20 protein-coding genes are annotated in these 19,883 nt (G+C 56.7%); 14 read left to right on the forward strand and 6 right to left on the reverse strand.

The features are described from left to right. Window positions 1–117: 117 nt before the first annotated feature. On the reverse strand, window positions 118–372 hold the full coding sequence (locus B7E11_RS14065; RefSeq protein WP_176220751.1) for an IS3 family transposase: 255 nt from the start codon (window positions 370–372) through the stop codon (window positions 118–120). A 56-nt stretch (window positions 373–428) separates the two neighbouring features. After that, on the reverse strand, window positions 429–713 hold the full coding sequence (locus B7E11_RS14070; protein ID WP_080835648.1) for a transposase: 285 nt from the start codon (window positions 711–713) through the stop codon (window positions 429–431). A gap of 388 nt (window positions 714–1,101) precedes the next feature. Between B7E11_RS14070 and B7E11_RS14075 the strand changes: the two genes are divergently transcribed. The 13 genes from B7E11_RS14075 to B7E11_RS14130 all read left to right on the forward strand — a co-directional run bounded on the left by B7E11_RS14075 (window position 1,102) and on the right by B7E11_RS14130 (window position 15,887). Then, a protein-coding gene (locus tag B7E11_RS14075) for an IS3 family transposase (protein WP_139787197.1) occupies window positions 1,102–2,258 on the forward strand; the annotation gives its coding sequence in 2 pieces (ribosomal slippage) (window positions 1,102–1,354 and window positions 1,354–2,258; 1,158 coding nt in all). Window positions 2,259–2,391: 133 nt separating this feature from the next. Then, complete coding sequence (locus tag B7E11_RS14080) at window positions 2,392–3,813, forward strand: NAD-dependent malic enzyme (protein ID WP_080835651.1); 1,422 nt, start codon at window positions 2,392–2,394, stop codon at window positions 3,811–3,813. A gap of 205 nt (window positions 3,814–4,018) precedes the next feature. Continuing rightward, window positions 4,019–4,645, forward strand: coding sequence for a Crp/Fnr family transcriptional regulator (locus B7E11_RS14085; RefSeq protein ID WP_176220752.1), 627 nt, complete (start codon window positions 4,019–4,021; stop codon window positions 4,643–4,645). 187 nt (window positions 4,646–4,832) lie between these two features. Then, window positions 4,833–6,020 (forward strand): dipeptidase, encoded by a 1,188-nt coding sequence (locus tag B7E11_RS14090; RefSeq protein ID WP_080835657.1) that lies wholly within the window; start codon window positions 4,833–4,835, stop codon window positions 6,018–6,020. A gap of 36 nt (window positions 6,021–6,056) precedes the next feature. Continuing rightward, window positions 6,057–7,082 carry a TRAP transporter substrate-binding protein DctP gene (gene dctP, locus B7E11_RS14095; RefSeq protein WP_080835660.1) on the forward strand — a complete coding sequence of 342 codons (1,026 nt, stop codon included), beginning with the start codon at window positions 6,057–6,059 and terminating at the stop codon, window positions 7,080–7,082. Between the two features lie 14 nt (window positions 7,083–7,096). Then, on the forward strand, window positions 7,097–7,612 hold the full coding sequence (locus B7E11_RS14100; RefSeq protein WP_080835663.1) for a TRAP transporter small permease: 516 nt from the start codon (window positions 7,097–7,099) through the stop codon (window positions 7,610–7,612). Between the two features lie 25 nt (window positions 7,613–7,637). Further along, window positions 7,638–8,951, forward strand: a complete 1,314-nt coding sequence (locus B7E11_RS14105; protein WP_080835666.1) for a TRAP transporter large permease — start codon at window positions 7,638–7,640, stop codon at window positions 8,949–8,951. A 263-nt stretch (window positions 8,952–9,214) separates the two neighbouring features. Beyond that, on the forward strand, window positions 9,215–9,952 hold the full coding sequence (locus tag B7E11_RS14110) for an SDR family NAD(P)-dependent oxidoreductase (RefSeq protein WP_176220753.1): 738 nt from the start codon (window positions 9,215–9,217) through the stop codon (window positions 9,950–9,952). A 128-nt stretch (window positions 9,953–10,080) separates the two neighbouring features. Further along, the gene (locus B7E11_RS14115; RefSeq protein ID WP_080835672.1) at window positions 10,081–11,385 is read left to right on the forward strand and encodes a Rieske 2Fe-2S domain-containing protein; all 1,305 of its coding nucleotides are present in this window, start codon (window positions 10,081–10,083) and stop codon (window positions 11,383–11,385) included. Window positions 11,386–11,406: 21 nt separating this feature from the next. After that, window positions 11,407–11,538: a hypothetical protein gene (locus B7E11_RS30655; protein WP_281256503.1), complete on the forward strand. Its 132-nt coding sequence runs from the start codon at window positions 11,407–11,409 to the stop codon at window positions 11,536–11,538. After that, entirely contained in the window at window positions 11,531–12,943 is a 1,413-nt protein-coding gene (locus B7E11_RS14120) for an amidase (RefSeq protein ID WP_080835676.1), read from the forward strand. Before B7E11_RS30655 ends, B7E11_RS14120 begins: the two co-directional genes overlap by 8 nt. A 1,170-nt stretch (window positions 12,944–14,113) precedes the next feature. After that, window positions 14,114–14,674: a guanylate kinase gene (locus B7E11_RS14125; protein ID WP_080835679.1), complete on the forward strand. Its 561-nt coding sequence runs from the start codon at window positions 14,114–14,116 to the stop codon at window positions 14,672–14,674. Next, window positions 14,661–15,887 carry a deoxyguanosinetriphosphate triphosphohydrolase family protein gene (locus B7E11_RS14130; RefSeq protein WP_080835682.1) on the forward strand — a complete coding sequence of 409 codons (1,227 nt, stop codon included), beginning with the start codon at window positions 14,661–14,663 and terminating at the stop codon, window positions 15,885–15,887. Before B7E11_RS14125 ends, B7E11_RS14130 begins: the two co-directional genes overlap by 14 nt. Before the next feature lie 80 nt (window positions 15,888–15,967). Here the strand turns inward: B7E11_RS14130 and modB are convergent, their stop codons facing one another. The 3 genes from modB to B7E11_RS14145 all read right to left on the reverse strand — a co-directional run bounded on the left by modB (window position 15,968) and on the right by B7E11_RS14145 (window position 19,190). Continuing rightward, window positions 15,968–16,624, reverse strand: coding sequence for a molybdate ABC transporter permease subunit (gene modB / locus B7E11_RS14135; protein WP_080835685.1), 657 nt, complete (start codon window positions 16,622–16,624; stop codon window positions 15,968–15,970). Continuing rightward, window positions 16,621–17,433 (reverse strand): molybdate ABC transporter substrate-binding protein, encoded by an 813-nt coding sequence (gene modA, locus B7E11_RS14140; protein WP_080835687.1) that lies wholly within the window; start codon window positions 17,431–17,433, stop codon window positions 16,621–16,623. Before modA ends, modB begins: the two co-directional genes overlap by 4 nt. 236 nt (window positions 17,434–17,669) lie before the next feature. Next, window positions 17,670–19,190, reverse strand: a complete 1,521-nt coding sequence (locus B7E11_RS14145) for a transposase (protein ID WP_080835688.1) — start codon at window positions 19,188–19,190, stop codon at window positions 17,670–17,672. Window positions 19,191–19,412: 222 nt separating this feature from the next. Here B7E11_RS14145 and B7E11_RS30980 point away from each other — a divergent pair, with 222 nt between their 5' ends. Further along, window positions 19,413–19,538 carry a helix-turn-helix domain-containing protein gene (locus B7E11_RS30980; protein ID WP_176220754.1) on the forward strand — a complete coding sequence of 42 codons (126 nt, stop codon included), beginning with the start codon at window positions 19,413–19,415 and terminating at the stop codon, window positions 19,536–19,538. A 114-nt stretch (window positions 19,539–19,652) separates the two neighbouring features. Here the strand turns inward: B7E11_RS30980 and B7E11_RS30985 are convergent, their stop codons facing one another. After that, entirely contained in the window at window positions 19,653–19,883 is a 231-nt protein-coding gene (locus tag B7E11_RS30985) for a DUF5348 domain-containing protein (RefSeq protein WP_080832308.1), read from the reverse strand.

The raw sequence follows: 19,883 nt of genomic DNA on the forward strand, positions 1-19,883 counted from the left end.
CCAGATTATTCTCCTTGATGAAACTCCGCAGCTGCTCTTTCGTCCATAATCCCATGTGTGCTCCCCAACCTCTCCATGATTTCATTTTAGTAGGTTTGAGAGTTTACACAAAGTATTTTACAGACTCGCCTTGTATTTTCGGACTGTTTTGGAACGCCATTGCTGCTCTTTCATGATCCGCGTTACCGTTCGCTGCGAGATATCCACACCTTGCTGATGAAGCTTGCTGGTGATCTTCGGACTCCCGTAAAGATTGCGGGATTGATCGTAGATTTCCTTTACCTGTTTGGTCCATTCTTTGTGTTGGCGCTCCCGATCGCTCTCGGGGCGGACCTTCCATTTGTAATACCCGCTGCGAGATACGTTCAGCACATTGCACATCTTCTCCAGTCGGTACTCGGAGCGGTGTTCGTGGATAAATTCGTATTTTACCGACGGTCTTTCGCGAAGAAGTGCATCGCCTTTTTTAAAATTTCGTTCTCCTCTTGCAGCTCACGGATCTGCTTTTGCATTTCCCGCAATTGATGATCTTCCGACTTAAACGCTTGATTCTGAACGATTTCCGGCTCATCGCCGAACTTCTTCATCCAGCCGTATAACGTATTGTCTTTGATCTTCAGTTCCCGGGCGACTTCCGCCACCGCTTTTCCGCTTTCTTTGACGTACTGAACTGTTTTTCTTTTGTACGCGTCGTCATACAATGGTTTTTTCATTCCGACACAGACCTCCGGTTCTTGTTCATTTCATCAGTGTAATCTGTGTCTACTACTCAGTCTAGCACCACAGTGCCATGGAATGTGAGGGCAAGGCAAAGCAAAGCATGGCAAGGTAAGGCAGAGCAGGAATGGAAGGGAGGAGCAGGCAAGGCAAGCAGACAGGCAAGGCAACGTAAGGCAAAAGAGGAGCAGGCAAGGCAAGCAGGCAGGCAAGGCAAGCAAGGGCATGGCGAGTCAGGCAAGTCAAGAGAAGGGAGGAAGGCGAAGCCGGGTTCCCCAATGGAGTGGCGCTTCCGAACGGATGCGGACCGAGCTTGATGCTAGACTTAATAGTAGACACAGATTACACTGATGAAACGACAACTATCGGAGGACTGTGTCAAAGATGAAAAAGCCACTTTATGACGATGAGTACAAAAAGAAGACAGTTCAGTATGTCAAAGAAAGCGGGAAGGCGGTGGCGGAGGTAGCCCGCGAACTGAAGATAAAGGACAATACCTTGTACGGTTGGATGAAGAAGTTTGGTAGCGAGCCGGAAATCGTTCAAAATCAAGTGTTTAAGTCCGAAAACCATCAGTTACGGGAACTGCAAAAGCAAATCCGTGAGTTGCAAGAGGAGAACGAAATCTTAAAAAAGGCAATGCACTTCTTCGCGAAAGACCGTCGGTAAAATATTCATTCGTCCACGAAAACCGCTCCGAGTACCGACTGGAGAAGATGTGCAAAGTAATGAACGTATCTCGCAGCGGATATTACAAATGGCGTGATCGCCCTGAAAGTGAACGAGAGCGCCAGCACAAAGAATGGACAGAGCAGGTCAAGGAAGTGTTCGACGATTCCCGTCAGCTTTACGGGAGCCCAAAGGTCACGCAGAAGCTGAATCAGCAAGGAGTCAGCATATCTGAACGGACCGTAACACGGATTATGAAGCAGCAAGAGTGGCGGTCTAGAACCGTCAAGAAATATAAAGCCACAACGAATTCCAAGCACAGCCTGCCGGTACAAGACAACGTGTTAAACCAAGACTTTACGGCAAGTAAACCGAATGAGAAATGGGTGACAGATATTACGTATGTCGCGACCGGGGAGGGTTGGCTGTATCTGGCAAGCGTAATGGATCTGTACTCCCGCAAGATCGTTGGATGGCATATGAGTGACCGCATGACAAAAGAGCTGGTGCTGCAGGCGCTAAGGCAAGCTTACGGTCGTCAGCAGCCCGATGGAGAAGTGTTGCATCATTCCGATCGCGGCAGCCAATACGCCTCCCATGACTACCAAAAGCAACTCCAGGTTTACTCCATGACAGGGAGCATGAGCCGGAAAGGGAACTGCTACGACAACGCTTGCATTGAATCTTTTCATAGCATTATCAAAAAGGAACTTATCTATTTGAATAAATTTGAGACCCGTGCTGAAGCCGAGAAAAGCATCTTCGAGTACATCGAAGTATTTTACAACAATGAGCGTATTCACTCGACGATCGGGTACTGCACGCCATCTGATTTTGAAAGGCAGCACTACTTCAATACGGTGAATCACTAAAATCCATGTCTACTATCTTGACAGAGGTCCAGCTTTCTCCCGAAAAATGTAATCTGCTTTACTATCCCGGACGGACGGATGCATCATACTGAAATCGACTGCGACATTCGGAAGTTTCAAGGGGGATTACGTTATGGCCGGTCGAACCGGGGGGAGTCATACGATCATTTTGCGGCTGGAAATCGAGCAAAGCGTGCCTTTCGTCCGCATCGCGAATGCGATTCATGAGTCGGGCGGAGAGATCGCGGCGGTCGACATCGTCGGCGGCAACAAGGACGTCGCCGTCCGCGACATTACCGTCTCCGTGACGAACAGCGAGAAGGAGAGCGATCTCGTCGAATCGTTAAGACGAATGGAAGGCATATCGATCGTCAATATTTCCGACCGCACGTTCCTGATGCATCTGGGAGGCAAGCTGGAGGTGCGCGCCAAATATCCGGTGAAGACGCGGGACGATCTGTCCCACGTTTATACGCCGGGGGTCGCCCGCGTCTGCATGGCGCTGCATGAGGATCCGGCCAAGGCATACTCCTTGACCATCAAGCGGAACACGGTTGCGGTCGTCAGCGACGGTACGGCCGTGCTCGGGCTCGGGGATATCGGGCCGATCGCCGCGATGCCGGTGATGGAAGGGAAGGCGATGCTGTTCAAGGAGATGGCCGGCATCGATTCGTTCCCGATCTGCCTCGATACGAAGGATCCGGATCAGATCGTCCAAATCGTGAAGGCGCTGGCGCCCTCCTTCGGCGGCATCAACCTGGAGGACATCGCCTCGCCTCGCTGCTTCGAAATCGAGGAACGGTTGAAGCGGGAGCTGGACATTCCGGTGTTCCACGACGACCAGCACGGCACGGCCGTCGTGATGCTGGCGGGCTTGATCAACGCGTTGAAGATCGTCGGGAAGCGGATGGACGAAATCAAGGTCGCGGTCAGCGGCGTCGGAGCGGCCGGCGTCGCCTGCACGAAGATGCTGCTGGCCGCCGGCGTGAAGCATATCGTCGGCGCGACGAAGCCGTACGGCATCGTCCATCGCGGCCGGGCGTACGACAATCCGATGCTGGATTGGTATGCGGAGCATACGAATCCGGACAACGTGTCGGGCGAGCTGGCCGACGCGATGGCGGGAGCCGACGTGTTTATCGGCGTGTCGGGTCCGAACGTCGTCTCCGCGGCCGACGTGTCGCGCATGGCGAAGGATCCGATCGTCTTCGCGATGGCGAATCCGGTCCCGGAAATATATCCGGAGGATGCGGCGCCCTACGTTCGGGTCGTGGCTACCGGGAGATCGGATTACCCGAACCAGATCAACAACGTGCTCTGCTTCCCCGGCATCTTCAGAGGAGCGCTGGACTGCCAGGCGACGGCGATCAACGAGGAGATGAAGCTGGCAGCGGCGCACGCGATCGCGTCGATCGTCGAGGACCGCGAGCTGAACGAGCAGTACATTATCCCGAGCGTGTTCAACACGAAGGTCGTCGAGGCGGTAAGAAGAGAGGTCATAAAAGCGGCCGTCGCTTCCGGCGTCGCCCGGAAGACGCCCCGCGAGTTCGTATGACCTTCGGGGGATGGAGGCGGGCCGTACGCATTCCGCTCTGCCGACGCGCCGCGAACAAATCGAATTCAACAAGGATGTGACGTTATATGTCACATCCTTGTTGAATTTCATCGAAATTGGCAGCGCAATCATTTTCCGCATCTATTGTGCGTTCGATTCGCTCGAATTATAATGTTAGAGTACCTGTCATTGGAGGGCGATGAAAATGATAGACATTGCGAAGCTGGAAGCTCAACGGACGGATTTGATGTCGCGGGGTACGAGGCAATTTCGAAAGAAAAACTCGGTCATTTATCATCAGGGGGGAGTCGGCGACGGCGTGTATTGGGTGGAGAAGGGGCTCGTAAAAATTAAAACCTGTTCCGTCCAGGGGGATGTTAAAAATATTAACATCATCGGACCGGGAGAATGCTTCGGAGAGCTCGCCTTGATCCAAGCGCCTTCCATCGCGACGGCGATCGCGCTTGAGGACTCGGTCCTATATTTCTTGACGGTAGAGAAGGTAAGGTCGCTGTTCTCGGACTTCGATTCGTCGATGACGATCCTGCATTCGCTGCTGACGAAGATGAGGGGGCTCGTCGAGACGGCGTTCCACACTTCGGCCGAACAGCAAATCGCGCACGCGCTGCTGCAGCTGAGCGAGCATTCGCAGGAACGGAAAATCGCAATGAAGCAAAAGGACCTGGCGGAGCATACCGGATTGACGCGTATGACGATCAATACGGTATTGAAGAAGTGGAAAACCGCGGACATTATCGATATTCAAAACAAAATCATAACGATTAAAAACGCCGAAGCATTAGACCTCTACAGCAGGAGTAACGGCCTATGACGTACCGGTAGGGAAGGTTGAAATCGGGGCCTGAAGCATAGGGCTCTTTTTTTTATTTCAAAAAAATGAGTCGTGCGAAATGTAAAGCTCTTTACGTTCTTGCAATGACATTTTTAATAGAATGATAATAAATTTGATACTCTCGCGAGATAAAACATCACATGGATTGAAGGGGGAGGGCGTATCCATGGGCGCATCGGTCGGAGACTCGTTCCATTATTTGCAGCAGGGGGCCGATTACGTCCCGTACGAATTGCCGCGGCAAAGCCGGTTTCCGCCGTACGAGATTCCGTTGACGGAGGCGGAGGAGGAGCGGGCGAGCCGGTATTTGGCGGAGGAATTCATCGTCTCGATGAGGGAGCACGGATTTATCGTTCCGGAACGTCCGTCGGACATCCTCCCGTACTGCCGCCAGCTTCATACGATGTATAACTACGAAGGGCTTCGCCGCTCCGGTCTCAACCTGATCTTCGACAATTTTATGGAAGCGATCAGCTTGACGCATTCGAAGGCGGGCCAGAAGTGGGACGACGCGATCGCGAACCTCGGCATTCGATTATGCGACTTGGAGCATCAGGAAGGATTTTCGCTGATTCGGAACGTCCGCGATCTCGACCGCCTCGCGGCCTCGAAGGGGGAGATCGGGATTGTCGCCAGCATGGAGACGGCGACGCCGATCGAGAACGAGCTGGATCGGATCGATATGCTGTACGGCTTCGGCATCCGCTGCATAGGAATTACCTATAACGACGCCAACCTGCTCGGATCGGGGCTGTCGGAGGCGTCCGACGGCGGATTGACGGCTTTCGGGCGGAAGGCGGTCCGGCGGATGAACCGGCTTGGCATCGTCGCGGATATTTCGCACTGCGGACCGCGGACAAGCCTCGATGTTGTATACGAGAGCGAGCATCCGGTCATGATCACGCATACCGGGGCGAAGAAGCTGTGGGATTCGCCGCGGATGGCGAGCGACGAGCTGTTGAAGGCTTGCGCGGCCAAGGGTGGCGTCATCGGCGTATGCGCCGCTCCGAACACGACGTTGACCGGAAGCGGGACGGATCACTCGATCGAGGATGTCATGGCGCACTTCCGGTACATCGCCGATCTCGTCGGCATCGACCACGTCGGCATCGGCTCGGATACGTTTTACGGCGATCACCTGGCGCTGCAGGACGCCTTCGACGCCAGGCTGATGCTGTCCGAGTCGCATGGCTCGGTGCCGCCGCATGCGGCGACGCATGTGCGGGGCGCCGAAAATCCGAACGAGGCGACAAGCAATATTGTACGTTGGTTAACGAAACACGGATATTCGGAACCGGACATCCGGAAGGTGCTGTCCGGGAATGCCGTCCGCGTACTGCGGCGGGTGCTGTAATCATTTTCGGCCGAATCGGCCAGGGGGGAAACATCCATGAACATCAAATTCAAAACGGGCATCGCTCTTGCATTGTGCGCCGGCTTGCTGGCGGCTTGTTCCTCTAACGCGAATACCGGCGCAGAGGCGCCCGCGGCGGACGCCGGGACGGGCGGCGCGGCGGCGCAGTCGATCACGGTGAACGCGGTGAGCTTCCTCGCGAAGGACGATCCGCTCACGGCGACGATCCACGAATGGATCGAGATGGTGGACGAGGCGACCGGCGGCGAGGTCAAAATTAACTGGCGCGGGGGCGCGGACATTATTCCTCCGGGCGAACAGGCGAACGCGGTGCAGACCGGCGCGATCGATCTGATCTTCAACCATACCGGCCAGTACGAATCGCAAAACCGCGAGGTGTCCGCGATCCCGCTGTCGCGGCTGACGCCTTGGGAGGAGAGGGAGAACGGCTTCTTCGACGCGATGGCGGAAGCGCACAGGAAGATCGACATGGTGTATCTGGGCCGCTGGCTGAACACGTCTCCGCGCATCTGGCTGAACGAGCCGGTGACGACCCTCGCCGAACTGAACGGCAAGAAAATTCGGGCGACGGGCAACTACACGCGCTTCTTCGAAAGCCTCGGCATCAACTCGGTCATCATCGATCCGGGCGAGGTGTACACCTCCTTGCAAACGGGCGTCGTCGAAGGCTTCGTCTACGGCGGGCTGCAAGGACCCCGGCAGAACGGCTGGACGGACTCCTCCAAGTACGTGCTGGATCATCCGTTCTGGAACCAAAATGTAACCATCGTCATGAACCCGGCCAAGTGGGATTCGATCTCGGCCGAAAATCAGCAGAAAATTCTCGACGCGACCGCCGAATACGAGCGATATATGGTCGAATATTACGACGCGGAGAGCGAGAAAGAGCGCGCGGCGCTGGAGGAAGCGGGCGTGACGTTCATCCAGCTGTCCGAGGAAGAAGGGCAAGCGTTCGTCGACCGCGCGTTCGACGTCGAGTGGGAATACCTGGCGACTGAAATTCCGGATCAAGTGGAAAATCTGCGTTCATTAAGCGAGTAAAGGCGGATCGTTCTATGGAACAGGAGAAAAAGAAGTCGAACCATCCGGTCGACAAGCTGTTGGACGCATGTTTGGTTCTTGTAAACATCCTTCTGGCGTTATTGATCGTCATCGTCGTAGCGGATGTCGTGATGACTTACTTTTTCGATACTCCATTGAAGTGGTCGATCGAGGTTTCGGAATACGCTTTGGGCTTTGTCGCGTTCTTGGGCGCGGGCTGGCTGATGAGGGAGGAGGGGCATCTGCGGTTCGGCATGGTTCTGGACCGCCTTCCTCCGAGGCTTCGCTCCGCATTGGAGGCGTTCGTCTCGATCGTCTGCTTCGCGGTATCGGCGGCGATCGTCTGGGCGGGCGTCGCGATTTGCCTCAGCCTGTACGAGCGCGGCGCGCTGATGGAATCGGTTCTGCAGTGGCCGCGGTGGGCGCTGATCGCCGCGGTGCCGCTCGGCTTCGCGATCATGGCGCTGCAGCTCGTTCGGCGCGCCGCCCGCCATCTGAAGGAGTGTCTGGCGATCCGAAGCCGATCCTAATTTACGAAGAGACGGAGCGACAGATATGGACTGGTGGATCGTTTTACCTCTCATCTTCGGGGCGCTGATGCTGTTGTTCGCGCTCGGGATCCCGATTCTGTTTTCCTTCCTGATCATCAATATGATCGGGGCGTATTTGCTGTGGGGCGGCACGGCCGGGCTGCAGCAGCTGCCGCTCAATATGTTCAAGTCGGTATCGCTGTTCTCCCTGCTGGCGATTCCGATGTTTCTGTTCATGGGCGAAATTATGTTTCGGACAGGCATCGGTTCGCAAGTGTTCCACGCGCTCGGGAAGTGGATGGGCAGGCTGCCCGGCAGGCTCAGCGTCTTGGCCGTCGGGAGCGGGACGCTGTTCGCCGTCCTGTGCGGCTCGAGCGTCGCTACCACGTCCTTGCTCGGCTCGCTGCTCGTGCCGGAGATGGAGAAGAAGGGCTATAAGCCTTCGATGACGTTGGGCCCGATCGTCGGCAGCGCGGGACTTGCGATATTGATCCCGCCGACCGCTCTCGGGGTGCTGATGGCGACGCTCGCTTCGATCCCGGTCGGCAATTTCCTGATCGCGATCGTGCTGCCCGGCCTCATTCTGGCGGCGATCTTCTTCATCTATGTGGTCGTTCGCAGCCTGATCGAGCCGGATGCGGCGCCGACCTACGATGTCGAGACGGTCTCGTTGAAGGAGAAGCTGGGCGACTTCTTCAAGTACATTTTCCCGCTCGGCTTTATCGTCTTTCTCGTGCTCGGCGTCATCGTGCTCGGCGTGGCGACGCCGACCCAATCGGCGGTGCTCGGCGCGACGGGAACGATCGTCATGGCGCTGGCGTACCGGAAGCTGACGTGGAAGCTGCTGTGGGAATCGTTGACCGGGACGGCGAGAATGACGGTCATGATTTTAATGATCATGGTCGGTTCGGCGACCTTCAGCCAAATCTTAAGCTACACCGGCGTTACGCAGGGGCTCGTCGAGGCGGTAGGGGCTCTAAATCTATCGCCCGTAATGCTGATCATCGTCGTACAGCTCGTCCTCATCGTCCTGGGCTGCTTCCTCGAGCCGCTGTCCATTATGATGATGACGCTGCCGATCGTGATGCCGCTCGTCCACGCGATGGGAATCGACCCGGTTTGGTTCTGCGTCATCTTCCTGATCAACATGCAGATGGCGACGATGACGCCGCCGTTCGGCATGGACTTGTTCGCGATGAAGGCGGCGGCGCCGCAATATTCGATGGGGACGATCTACAAGGCGATCTTCCCGTTCATCCTGATGAACCTATTGCTGATCGCATTGTTGGTCGCGTTCCCGCCGCTGGCCACTTGGCTGACCGGCTTCATCCGGATGTAAACTAGGGAGGAAATCCATCTCCGGGGGCGGGCCCCCCGGGGATTTTTTTTCAACGATATAGAATTTATAAGCTTCGCAACTGTCGAAACGAGTAAATTCGAATCTTTCGGCGGTTCTTTCCCATCGAATTTCCTTTACTCAGGAAAATAGGGGGGCCAAATCGGGGCGAATTGCGGTTCGTCTGAGCAAGGGGAAGAAGATTGGAAAGGGCGGCGGTGCCGCCGATTATGGTTGTGTCAGTAAAGCGAAAGGGGAGAAGAGGCATGGACAACGCGCGCGTCGCCATCGTCACCGGAGGGGCGCAGGGCATCGGGCGAGAGGTGGTCGAGACGCTGCTGCGCCGCGGCCTCCGCGTCGCGTCGGCTTCGCTCGGTGCCGCGGACGCCGCGCCGCCGGCAATACCCGAGGCGCGGGACAGCTACTTGCCGATCGAAACGGATGTGTCGAAGAACGAGGAGATCGCCGCCTGCGTGGAACGGGTGTTTTCCGCCTGGGGGCGCATCGACATCCTCGTCAACAACGCCGGCATCCGGACGCAGACGGCTGCGGAGCGGATGACGCGGGAGGAATGGGATCGCGTGCTCGCGGTCAATCTCGGCGGCTCGTTCTTCTTCGCGCAGGCGGTATTGCCGGAGATGGAGAAGCGGCGCTGGGGACGCATCGTCATGATGGCCTCGATCGCGGGCCAGCAAGGCTCCCTTGCGTCCAGCATCGCGTACAGCGCCTCCAAAGCCGGGCAGCTGGCGCTCGCCAAGCAGCTTGCGAAGCAGTATGCGGCCTGCGGGATCACCGTCAACGCGGTCGCTCCCGCCGCGATCGAGACGCCGGAGCTGGAGCGCATGCCGCAGGAGGAGCGGGCGAGGCTCGAGCGGGCGATTCCCGTCGGGCGATTCGGGAAGGCCTCCGAGGTCGCCGAGCTTGTCGGCTTCCTCGTGTCGGAGAACGCGGGGTATGTTACCGGCGCCACCTTCGATCTGAACGGCGGGCTGATGATGCGCTGACGCGCCGGCGAACCGGCGCAATCCCTCGATGTAATGAAAAGTTACGCGGGAAAATGTAAACTGATTTACCGCAGTCCGCGTTCGCTCCCTTCATAATAAGAATAAAGAAAGTATAGGGAGGAATTTCAATGCTGAAGGCGTCCGATAACGAATTGTTGACGAGCACGAACGCGGGTACACCGCTCGGCGAGCTGTTTCGCCGTTACTGGATTCCCGTCGTCAATTCCAAAGAGATTGCGCCGGACGGGAAGCCGCTGAAGATTCGGCTGCTGGGAGAGGATTTGCTCGTCTTTCGCGATACGAACGGAGACGTCGGACTCGTGGACGAGAAGTGCCCCCATCGCCGAACGTCGCTGGCGCTCGGTCTGAACGCGGACTGCGGGCTGACCTGCATTTACCACGGCTGGAAATTCGATACGAAGGGCAACTGCGTCGATCTGCCGTCCGAACCGAAGGATTCCAAGATGAAGGCGGGCGTGCGCTTGCGTTCCTATGCGACGCGGGAGCAAAACGGCATCGTGTGGGGCTATCTCGGACCCAAGGAGGAGGAGCCGCCGTTCCCCGAATTTTATTGGATGGGGCTGCCGGACAATCAGATCATCTCCGAGCGCGTATGGCAGGAGTGCAACTATTTGCAGGTCATGGAAAACGACCTGGATTACGTCCATGCGGCGTTCCTGCATAAGGCGCATGAACAGCAGGATGTGGACCGGGGGCTCCTGAGCAGCGATCTCGGCATCAGCCCGTCCCATCCGCTCATCAAAAATCCGCCGGTCAAGCAAGCGGTCGAATCGACGAAGTACGGCAAGCGCTGCATCGGCGTCGGCATCGAGGACGACGACAACTACGCCTTCATGGAAATTCATTATATTTTCCCGTTCTACACGTACCCGCCGCGCATGAAGGGCGAAGACGGCATGTGGCATGCGTTCATCCCGCGCGACGATCACAGCACGTGGAGCTGGGACGTGCAGTTTTCCCACGCGCAGCCGATCAACGCGAAGGGCCAGAGCGAACGGCGCGGGTTGGTGCTGGACGAACATTTCCGCAAGCAGCGCAACATGAGCAACGATTACGAGCAGGACCGCGAATTGATGATTCACGGCAACTATTCCGGCATTCGGGGCATCGCCAATCAGGACCATGCGGTGACCGAGCTGATGGGGCCGATCGTCGATCGTTCGAAGGAGATGCTCGGCACGAGCGACTTGCCGATCATTCAGATGCGCCGCATGCTGCTGGAGCAGGTGAAGTCGTTCATGGCGGGCGGCGCGCCGATCAAGCACGACCAGTATCCGTTGCAAAAGCTGTTCAGCTGCGGCGCCGTAGACAGCAAGAGCAAACGCTGGCAGGAAGCGCTGCCGATCGATCCGGTTTACGCCCTGGAGCAGCAGGAGGGCAAGCGGCAGTTCGACTTGACCGTCGAAACCTAATCCCGATAGGACGGTGAGGCTATGAATTTGACGGAGTATATCAAACAACTACTGAATATCCCGGAGGAGGAACCTTTCCAGTTGGAGCTCGAGCCCGCGTTCCGGTTCGAGCTCCCTCTCCCGGAGCGGGAGGAGGATGATGGCGATGCGTGAATTGCTGTTTTCCGGGATGGAGCAGTTGGCGGAGGCGTATCGCGCCAAGCGCGTGTCTCCGGTCGAAGTCGCGTCCGCGCTGCTGGCGCGGATCGAGGCGCTGAACCCGGCGCTCAACGCGTACATTACCGTCATGGCGGAGGACGCGCTTCGGCGGGCGCGCCTGCTCGAAGCCGAGCTGATGCGGGGCGAGCTTCGCGGTCCGCTGCACGGCGTGCCGATCGGGGTGAAGGATAATGTGCAGACGGCTGGAGTCCGGACGACGGCAGGGTCCAGAGTGCTGGCGGACTGGATTCCGGACGAAGACGCCGCCGTCGTGGCAAAGCTGAAGTCGGCCGGCGCGATTATCGTCGGCAAGACGAACCTCCACGAGTTCGCCATGGGGGCGACGACCGAAAACGACGCCTACGGAACCGCGCGTAACCCTTGGGACGCGGGCGCGATCGCGGGCGGATCGAGCGGAGGCTCGGGCGTCGCCGCGGCGACCGGCATCGCGTTCGGCGCGGTCGGCACCGACACGGCCGGCTCCATCCGGCTGCCCGCGGCCCAATGCGGCATCGTCGGCTTCAAGCCGACGTACGGCCGGGTGAGCCGGCACGGGACGGTGCCGTTCAGCTGGTCGCTGGACCATATCGGGCCGATGACCCGGAACGTGCGGGACGCCGCCGTCATGTTCGATGCGATGGCCGGCCACGATCCGCGCGATCCCGGCTCGTCCGCGTACCGCGAAGACGGGCGCGCTCCGGCGTTCGGCGAAGACGGCTTGAAGGGGCGGAGAATCGGCTATTGCCCGGATTACTTCTTCGACGACGTCCATCCGGGCATGCTTCGTCTCGTGCATCAGGCGATGGAGCGGATCAAGCTCGCCGGCGCCGAACTCGTCGAGATTCGCATTCCCGGATTGGACGCGGCGCAGCAGGCGCTCAGGCGCATCGCGCAGGCCGAGGGCTATGCGTTCCATAAGCCGATGTACGAGGCGCGCCCCGAATTGTACGGCGACGATATCCGCTACCGGCTGCAGTTCGGCAGCGAAGTGACGGCGAATCAATATTTGGACGCGCAGCGCACGAGACGCGAATTCGTGAACCGCACGCTGCGGGCGATGGACGGGCTCGATGCGATCGTTGCGCCGATGAACCATAACCCGCCGTTCGGCGTCGGCACCGTCACGCCGGAGCGGGCGATCAACAATATGTTCAACCTCGCGAAGGCGCCGCTCGGCAATCTGCTCGGCTTCCCGGCGGTCACGGTGCCTTGCGGGCTGCTCGACGACCGCTTGCCGGTCGGCATCCAGTGGATCGGCAAGCCTTTCGAAGACCGCAAGCTGCTGAACCTGGCCCGGTCGTTCGAGGAGGCGCCGCTCTGGGAGGCGCGCCTGCGCTCGAACAGATCGTACGAGGCGTGAATCCTCGCAGCGCCGCCTGCGGGCGGGCGAAACACTGCAACTCCGGCGGCGGCCGACGCCGTCATTCGAACCCGGCCGCGGGACGAGAGAGACGATCTCTCGTCCCGCGGCTTATTTTTCGTTCGAGCCCGGCGGAGCTCTCCGTTCAATGAACATAGGATCATCCCGGGTATTCGGCGGTTACTCGTCCGGATATGGAAAACCTCCCATTAAATTGCAAAGTCAGCTGGGTCTGACGTAACTGAATGGGAAAACCTCCATTTATTTCGAGCCGAGAAGGCGATTTTTGCCGAATCGAAGCGAATTAGTACCCATTTTTCCAATTAAGAGGTCCGATTCTTAGCTTTTGGAAGAAATTAATGGGAGGAATTCAGATTGTTGAGAAAGTCGGCATCGAATGGAACATCCTTTGCTTTGTGCCGGCGTGCCTCCCCCGCATGCTCAGCCAAGCAAGCCTCCGACGGAAACGTATTGCCGGACTCAGGAGCCTCTATTTGTTCCATTTGCGGCATTTTCGAGGACTTGGCGGACTCAGGAGACGTTATTCCTTCGAAATAAGTCGGATGACGCGGATTTGAACCCATTAGCGGCTCCTGAGTCCGTCTCGAATCCCGCAGAGCCGAATTTGTCACAAATAGCGGCTCCTCAGTCCGGCAACTCGAGGCCTGCTTAAGGCCCCGTGCCGCTTCCCCTCCCAGGGGACATGTTCATTGCCTTTATTGCACCCTCATGTCAGCCATTTGTGTTTTTCAACAATCTGAGGAATTCAGATTGTTGCTAAAGCGGTGTCAAGCGAAACCGCCTTTGTCTTGCCCGGCGTGTCTCCCCCCCCCCCGTACGCGATTCGGCCGCGCTGGAGAAGATCATTCGAAGCTTTGCGGTCGGAGAGCCGCTGACGGATCCGAATTGGACGGCGTAACGCAAACGGAACGTGCGGGCCCCGCTCCCGCATTGGAAGATCGCAGGCGGCTTCACGAGGCAGAAATCCGTATGCAATGAATCGATAGACGAAGAAAGACGACCGTCCCGTTGCGGATGGTCGTCTTTGCCGTCCGCCGTTGCCGGCGAAGAAGCGCTCCGCGGCGCGAATATGGTTTTCGTGTTTTTCGGTTTTGCGATATAGTAAATGCAGATAGGTTTGCATGATCAGGGCTGGGAGCGGAGGGCGTTATGTCGATCTTGCTGGTTGTTTTTCAAGGGCCGAGCGCGTCGGGGAAAAGTACCATTCAGACCATGCTGGGACTTCCGCGCATTGTGACCTGGACCTCGCGGAAGCCTCGCGAAGGCGAGGTTGACGGGGTCGATTATTTTTTTAAAACAAAAGATGAAATGCGAATGCTTTACGAACAAGGCCGAATGATCGAGATGACCGAATACCACGAAAATTTCTACGGCACTCCGACATTGCTGGTTGAAGAAATCATCCGGAGATCGGAACGGAAATCCGTGATCCTGGACGAAGCCGGAGCCAGGAAAATGAAACAGCTTTTCCATGACAAGGTACTGCTTATCGGAGTTAAGGCGGAACGGCATGAATGCGCCCGCCGGCTCGAACAACGCGGCCACAGCCCTTCGGACATCAATGCGCGTCTCGGATCCTTCGAAGCTGAAATCGATGCGCTGTCGCAGTGCGAGCTTGTTTTGAACAATACGGATGAGAACAGAGGGAAGATCGATCAACTCGTTCGATTCCTCAAGGAAGGGATGGAGAAGCGGCATGGCTCATTATGACGAATCGACTTTGGCCTTCGTTCGGGACTGGAACGGGAAAGTCGCCCGAATGAATTTTCGGCTGCATGAGACGGGCGGCGACGAGCGCGAACGCGATGCCTATGCGCGCGATTATGCGCGTATTTTGTACTCCTCTTCGTTCCGCCGTCTGCAAGGCAAGATGCAGCTGCTCGGCGTAGAACGATACAATTTCATCCGAAACCGCTTGACCCACAGCATGGAGGTCGCGCAAATCGCCCGCGGCATCGCTGCCGATATGGGGCTCGACCATACCTTCGTGGTAGAGGCCAGCGCCTTGGCGCATGATTTGGGGAACCCGCCGATCGGCCATCACGGCGAGACGATCTTGAACGAGCTCGCACAGGACATCGGCGGCTTCGAGGGCAACGCGCAAACCTTGCGCATCCTGCGGAAATTGGAGAAGAAGCATCACGCCTTCCGCGGCTTAAATTTAACGTTCCGTACGCAGCTCGGCGTGGTGAAATATTTTCGAAAATACGAAAATGGAAAAAACAAAAAGTTTATTTACGACGAGGACTACGACGAAATTCGCGATGTGCTGGAGCGGCGCAAGATCGACCTGCCTGACGCGGCCACCATCGATATGCAAATTATGGACCTCGCCGATGAAATCGCATACGCGGCTCATGATTTGGAGGATTGCCTCAGTCAAAACCTGTTCACCATCGACGATTTGCTGTACGAATTTCAAATCAGCGAAAAATATAGGGAGGCATACGGGGAACTCGATGCGATCGTAAACCAATGCAGAGATTTTGCAAGGAAGGGGGCTTATTTCCGATCGTCGGAGGAATATTCGTTCCTCTTCCGAAAGGAGTTAACCTCGAAGATCGTCAATCGATTAATTCGCGATGTGTTCTACGACCAAAGGAAAAACAGATTAAGTTACAGAGAGCACGGGAAATTGGCGGAAGGTCTGAAGAAGCTCGTCTATTTTCTCATTATGCGGCGACCGTCCGTTCAGTTGTACGAGAAGAAAGGGGAGAAGGTGCTCCGAGGGCTGTACGAGGTATACAAGGACGAGCGGCTAAACCAAGATTTGCAACTGCTTCCGCCGGAGTACCGTATTTTCGAAGGCGAGGCGGAGCGCAGACGCAACATTATCGATTTTATCTCGGGCATGATGGATCAGTTCGCGATGCATGAGTACGAGAAATATTACGGGACCGGCGAATTGGAGAGATTGGTGTAGCTCGTCCACAGGAAGAAACCTGCCCGCCTTCGAGGGCGGGGGCGTCTGCGCGACGGCGGTTCGGTTGGCGAGTTAAGGCGTTAACCGCCGCGCCTTGTCAGCATCAGCATGCAGAACGAAATGACGATGATCGAGCAGGTCCAGGCCCAAGCCATCGAAGCGTTGCCCGTATCGACCGCGACATAGATGGCCGTCGGGATCGTCTGCGTCTTCCCCGGAATATTCCCTGCGATCATGAGCGTCGCGCCGAATTCGCCGAGACTTCGGGCGAAGCCGAGGATATAGGCGGATAGGAAGGACGGATAGATGAGCGGCAGCGTGATATAGCGGAACACCTGCCACTCGCTCGCGCCGATCGACCGCCCCGCATCCTCCAAATCGCGGTCGACGGAAGAGAGGCCGACCTTGATCGTCTGATACACGAGCGGGAACGCCACCGTGACCGCCGCGACGACGGCGGCCCACCATGTAAATACGATCGGATTGCCGAATATCGCTTCGATCAGTCGGCCCGCCCAGCTTCTGCGGCCGAACAGCACCAACAGCAAGAACCCGATGACGGTCGGCGGAAGGACGAGCGGCAGCATGAACGCCGTTTCGAGGATCGTTTTCCCTCTGAAGGTTCTTCTCGACATCCAGCAGGCCGTTCCCAAGCCGATGACGACAACCAAGACGCTGGAAAGCAAGGACACCTGCAGCGACAGCCGGATCGGCGGCCAATATTGATCCCAATTCATGGCGTCTCCTCGTGCTTCGGGACGGAGAAGCCGTACTTGACGAATACGTCCAGCGCTTCTTGCGAATGCAGAAAGTCGAGGAAGTCTTCGGCTTCCGCATGATGCTCCGTCGCTTTGACGATGCCGACCGGATATTCGACGGGGGCGTACGCGTACGGGTCGACCGGGAATGCGACTTCCGCCTGCTCCGAGGTCAGGGCGTCCGTCCTGTACACGAATCCGGCGTCGGCGTTGCCGGTCTCGACGTATTGCAGCACTTGCCGCACGTCCTTCCCCTGCACCGTCTTGGACGACAACGCATCCCACAGCCCGGCGTGCTCGAGCGCTTCCTTCGCATAGCCGCCCGCCGGAACGCTCTCGGGAATGCCGACGGCGACCGTCTTCACGATGTCCTTCGTCAAATCGCCGATAGTTCCAATTTCCGCGCTCCCGTCCGCCGGAACGACGACGACAAGCTCGTTAATCAGCAGCGTCCGTTGTTCGCGCTCGTCGATCAACTGTTGATCGACGAGCGCGTTCATATTTTTCGGCGACGCGGACAGGAAAATATCGGCCTGCGCGCCTTGCTCGATCTGCTGCTGCAAGGCGCCGGAGGCCCCGAAGTTCAAATTCAATCGGATATTGCCGTGTTCGGCTTCGTACAGTCGTTGAATCTCTTGCATCGCATCCGTTACGCTGGCGGCGGCGGAGACGGTCAGCTCCACCGGTTGGGCCGGTTGGGCGCCGCAGCCCGCAGCGAATAGAAGTATGGCTGGAACAAGAAATGATTGTCCCAGTATAAAAACGTCGTGAACCAGTAAAAAAGTCATGAATTAGTTAAAAAAGTCGTGAACCAGCTATGTTTAGTCCCGGTGAAACAAGTGCTCATCGGGACTGTATTATTATAGAGGCTCGGAAATAAAGCAGGGTTCTGAGTCCGAATGAGGGGTGAATGAGGCGGATATGTCGATGAAATGGCAGGTATGAAAGCTGATTTCAAGAATGTGCATGCCAAAGAACCCTCAAAAGGGCATTTTTTAAAAAATGCTATGCAAACCAATTTGCATCAAGCGGCTGTTAATTCTTTGAGCCATTGTTCAACAGACGCGATCTGCTTCTGCTTCTTCGCTTCTTCCAGCCACGCGTCGGCATGCTGGCACATGGCGATCAAGTACACGCGAATGTTCCAGTGGCGGGAACTGCGCCCGCGCGAAGCTTCCAGCCTGTAATCGACTTTCTGGCGCTTGATGCAGCGTTCGACGCCGGTTCGCAGCGCATAACGCTTTCTCCATTCCTTGCTGTCGCGGCGGATGCGCGGAAAAAGGCGCGGGTTATCCGCGGTGGATGTGTAGAAGGTTCTTCCATAATCGGAAGGCGAGCAGGGAGTCGGGCATTCCCATTTGCCGACTTTGGCGGGACAGCGCCATTTGATGCGCTGTCGCCCCGAACACTTGCCCCAGCAGACCATCTTGCGTCCAATGGGGCAGACAGGAACGCCATCGGAGCCAATTTTCATTTCATTGTATACCGTATGCCCGGAACGCCTGTGATTCAGGTCGATGATGGCGGAAACATCATCATGTTCCAGCATGGTATAGATCGGGAGGGCGTCGTGGGCGGAATCCAGGAGCGCCTCTCCCACCTTCCAGTCCGAGTACCAGTGACGCAGCTCGCGGTAGCCGCAGATCCATGACACCGAGTCATGTTGGCTGGCGCGAAACAATCGCGGGTACACGGGCAAATTGTAAGGACTGTCGGCTGCGGTGAACATGTAGAGCGTACGCCCGTAGTAATATTTCTCGCGATAGCTGTCCCAGCCCCAATCGGCATCCGGATCGGAAAATTGCCGTTTGCAGGAGCATTTCCAGTTGCCCGACTTGCGGCAATCGCAAAGGAACTTGCCGTACGAACGCGCGCCGGTTTCAACCGGAGATCCGTCGCCGATGACGCGGAAAGCGCTCGTATCGCCAAGCAATCCTTTTGCCGCAGAAGGCAGGACAAACAGGGATTGGAACAACTGTTGCAGCAGGTCGTGCTCCTTGGGGGCGTAGTGGATTTTGCCCTCGCGCAGGATGCGGGAGACGAGTTTCTCCGTAATCTTGGGGTTTTTGGGCTCTTGCTTTTCGTTCTTTTTGCCCTTCTTCCGCGGCTTCTTCAAGCGGCGTTTGACGCGCCCGATCTTATGCGGAGTGGATGCCCGCCAAAGCCGGGGGAAAAAGTCGTAGAACGTTCCGACACCCGGCGTCTCACCAGGTTTAAAGCCGCAGAGAATGGCATAGACCGGCGTCGTTCGCAGCGCGACGACTCCGTCATCGACGCTCAGCCCGAGCTTGGTCATAAGGAGCAAGCAGCGGAGCATGTCGGCGGGATCGTGAGGCTTGCGTCCTTTCGGATTGGAGGAGTAAGCCGAACGCATCAAGGAAGCGGTGGCGGACAGATCGATGGCCGTGATCCAGAAGATCAGGTCGTTGTAAAAGTGCTGCAAAAACAGTAGCGCTTCCGGTGTGCCGTACTCCTTTCGAAGTTGGTTGCTTACGAAAGTCAAGTAGTCCTGGTGAGAACGAGAAACAACTTTCAAAACGATCACCCAATTTCTCAAGAGATAGGCAGAAAATGCCTTCTCGGCGATTATTGGGGTGTTTCGAAAATGTCAAGAGGAATGTTTGTTCGCACTCCTGTTTTGGGGGTGAAACAATAAAAGACCTTGGCCAAAGGGCCAAAGCCGGTGCGGAGTTTTTAATTCCGAGAGGCTATTTATTTTATAGGGGGGTAATTCGAATCGATAGATTTCTCAATTCGGGTAGGTATATTGCAAGCTACACTGAGTGAGTTGGAGCAGGACAAGTATAAGCCTTCGGTAGAGATCATTATTACAATTGTCGATGAATTCGGAACTGATATATCATGGCTTCTTGTCATCAGCCACTTTAATTGACGGTAGATTCGGAACCGCCAATGACGGTGGCTTTTTGCTTTCCTCACCGCCGTTTCGGAGACAATTATATTTCGCCTTTGTTTGTCGGCGTAAAAAAACTGCTCCGAAGAGCAGTTAGAACAGCGGTCGGACGCGGTACTTGGCATGTCGGTGGAGCCAGAACTTCGAATTTCCAAACTTCACGTACCAGTCCGTATCGAGCTCAAGGTTGGATGGCAAGAAGTGCTTTCCTACTTGAATCATCACGGCATCACCACAACGTAGCGAGCAAAGCAACTCTTCTCCATCGTACACGTTCCAACGCTCGGTATCTCCATGAAATCGTATCTCATTCATATTTGTCAT

The organism is Cohnella massiliensis (assembly GCF_900169535.1).
GTDB lineage: Bacteria > Bacillota > Bacilli > Paenibacillales > Paenibacillaceae > Cohnella > Cohnella algarum.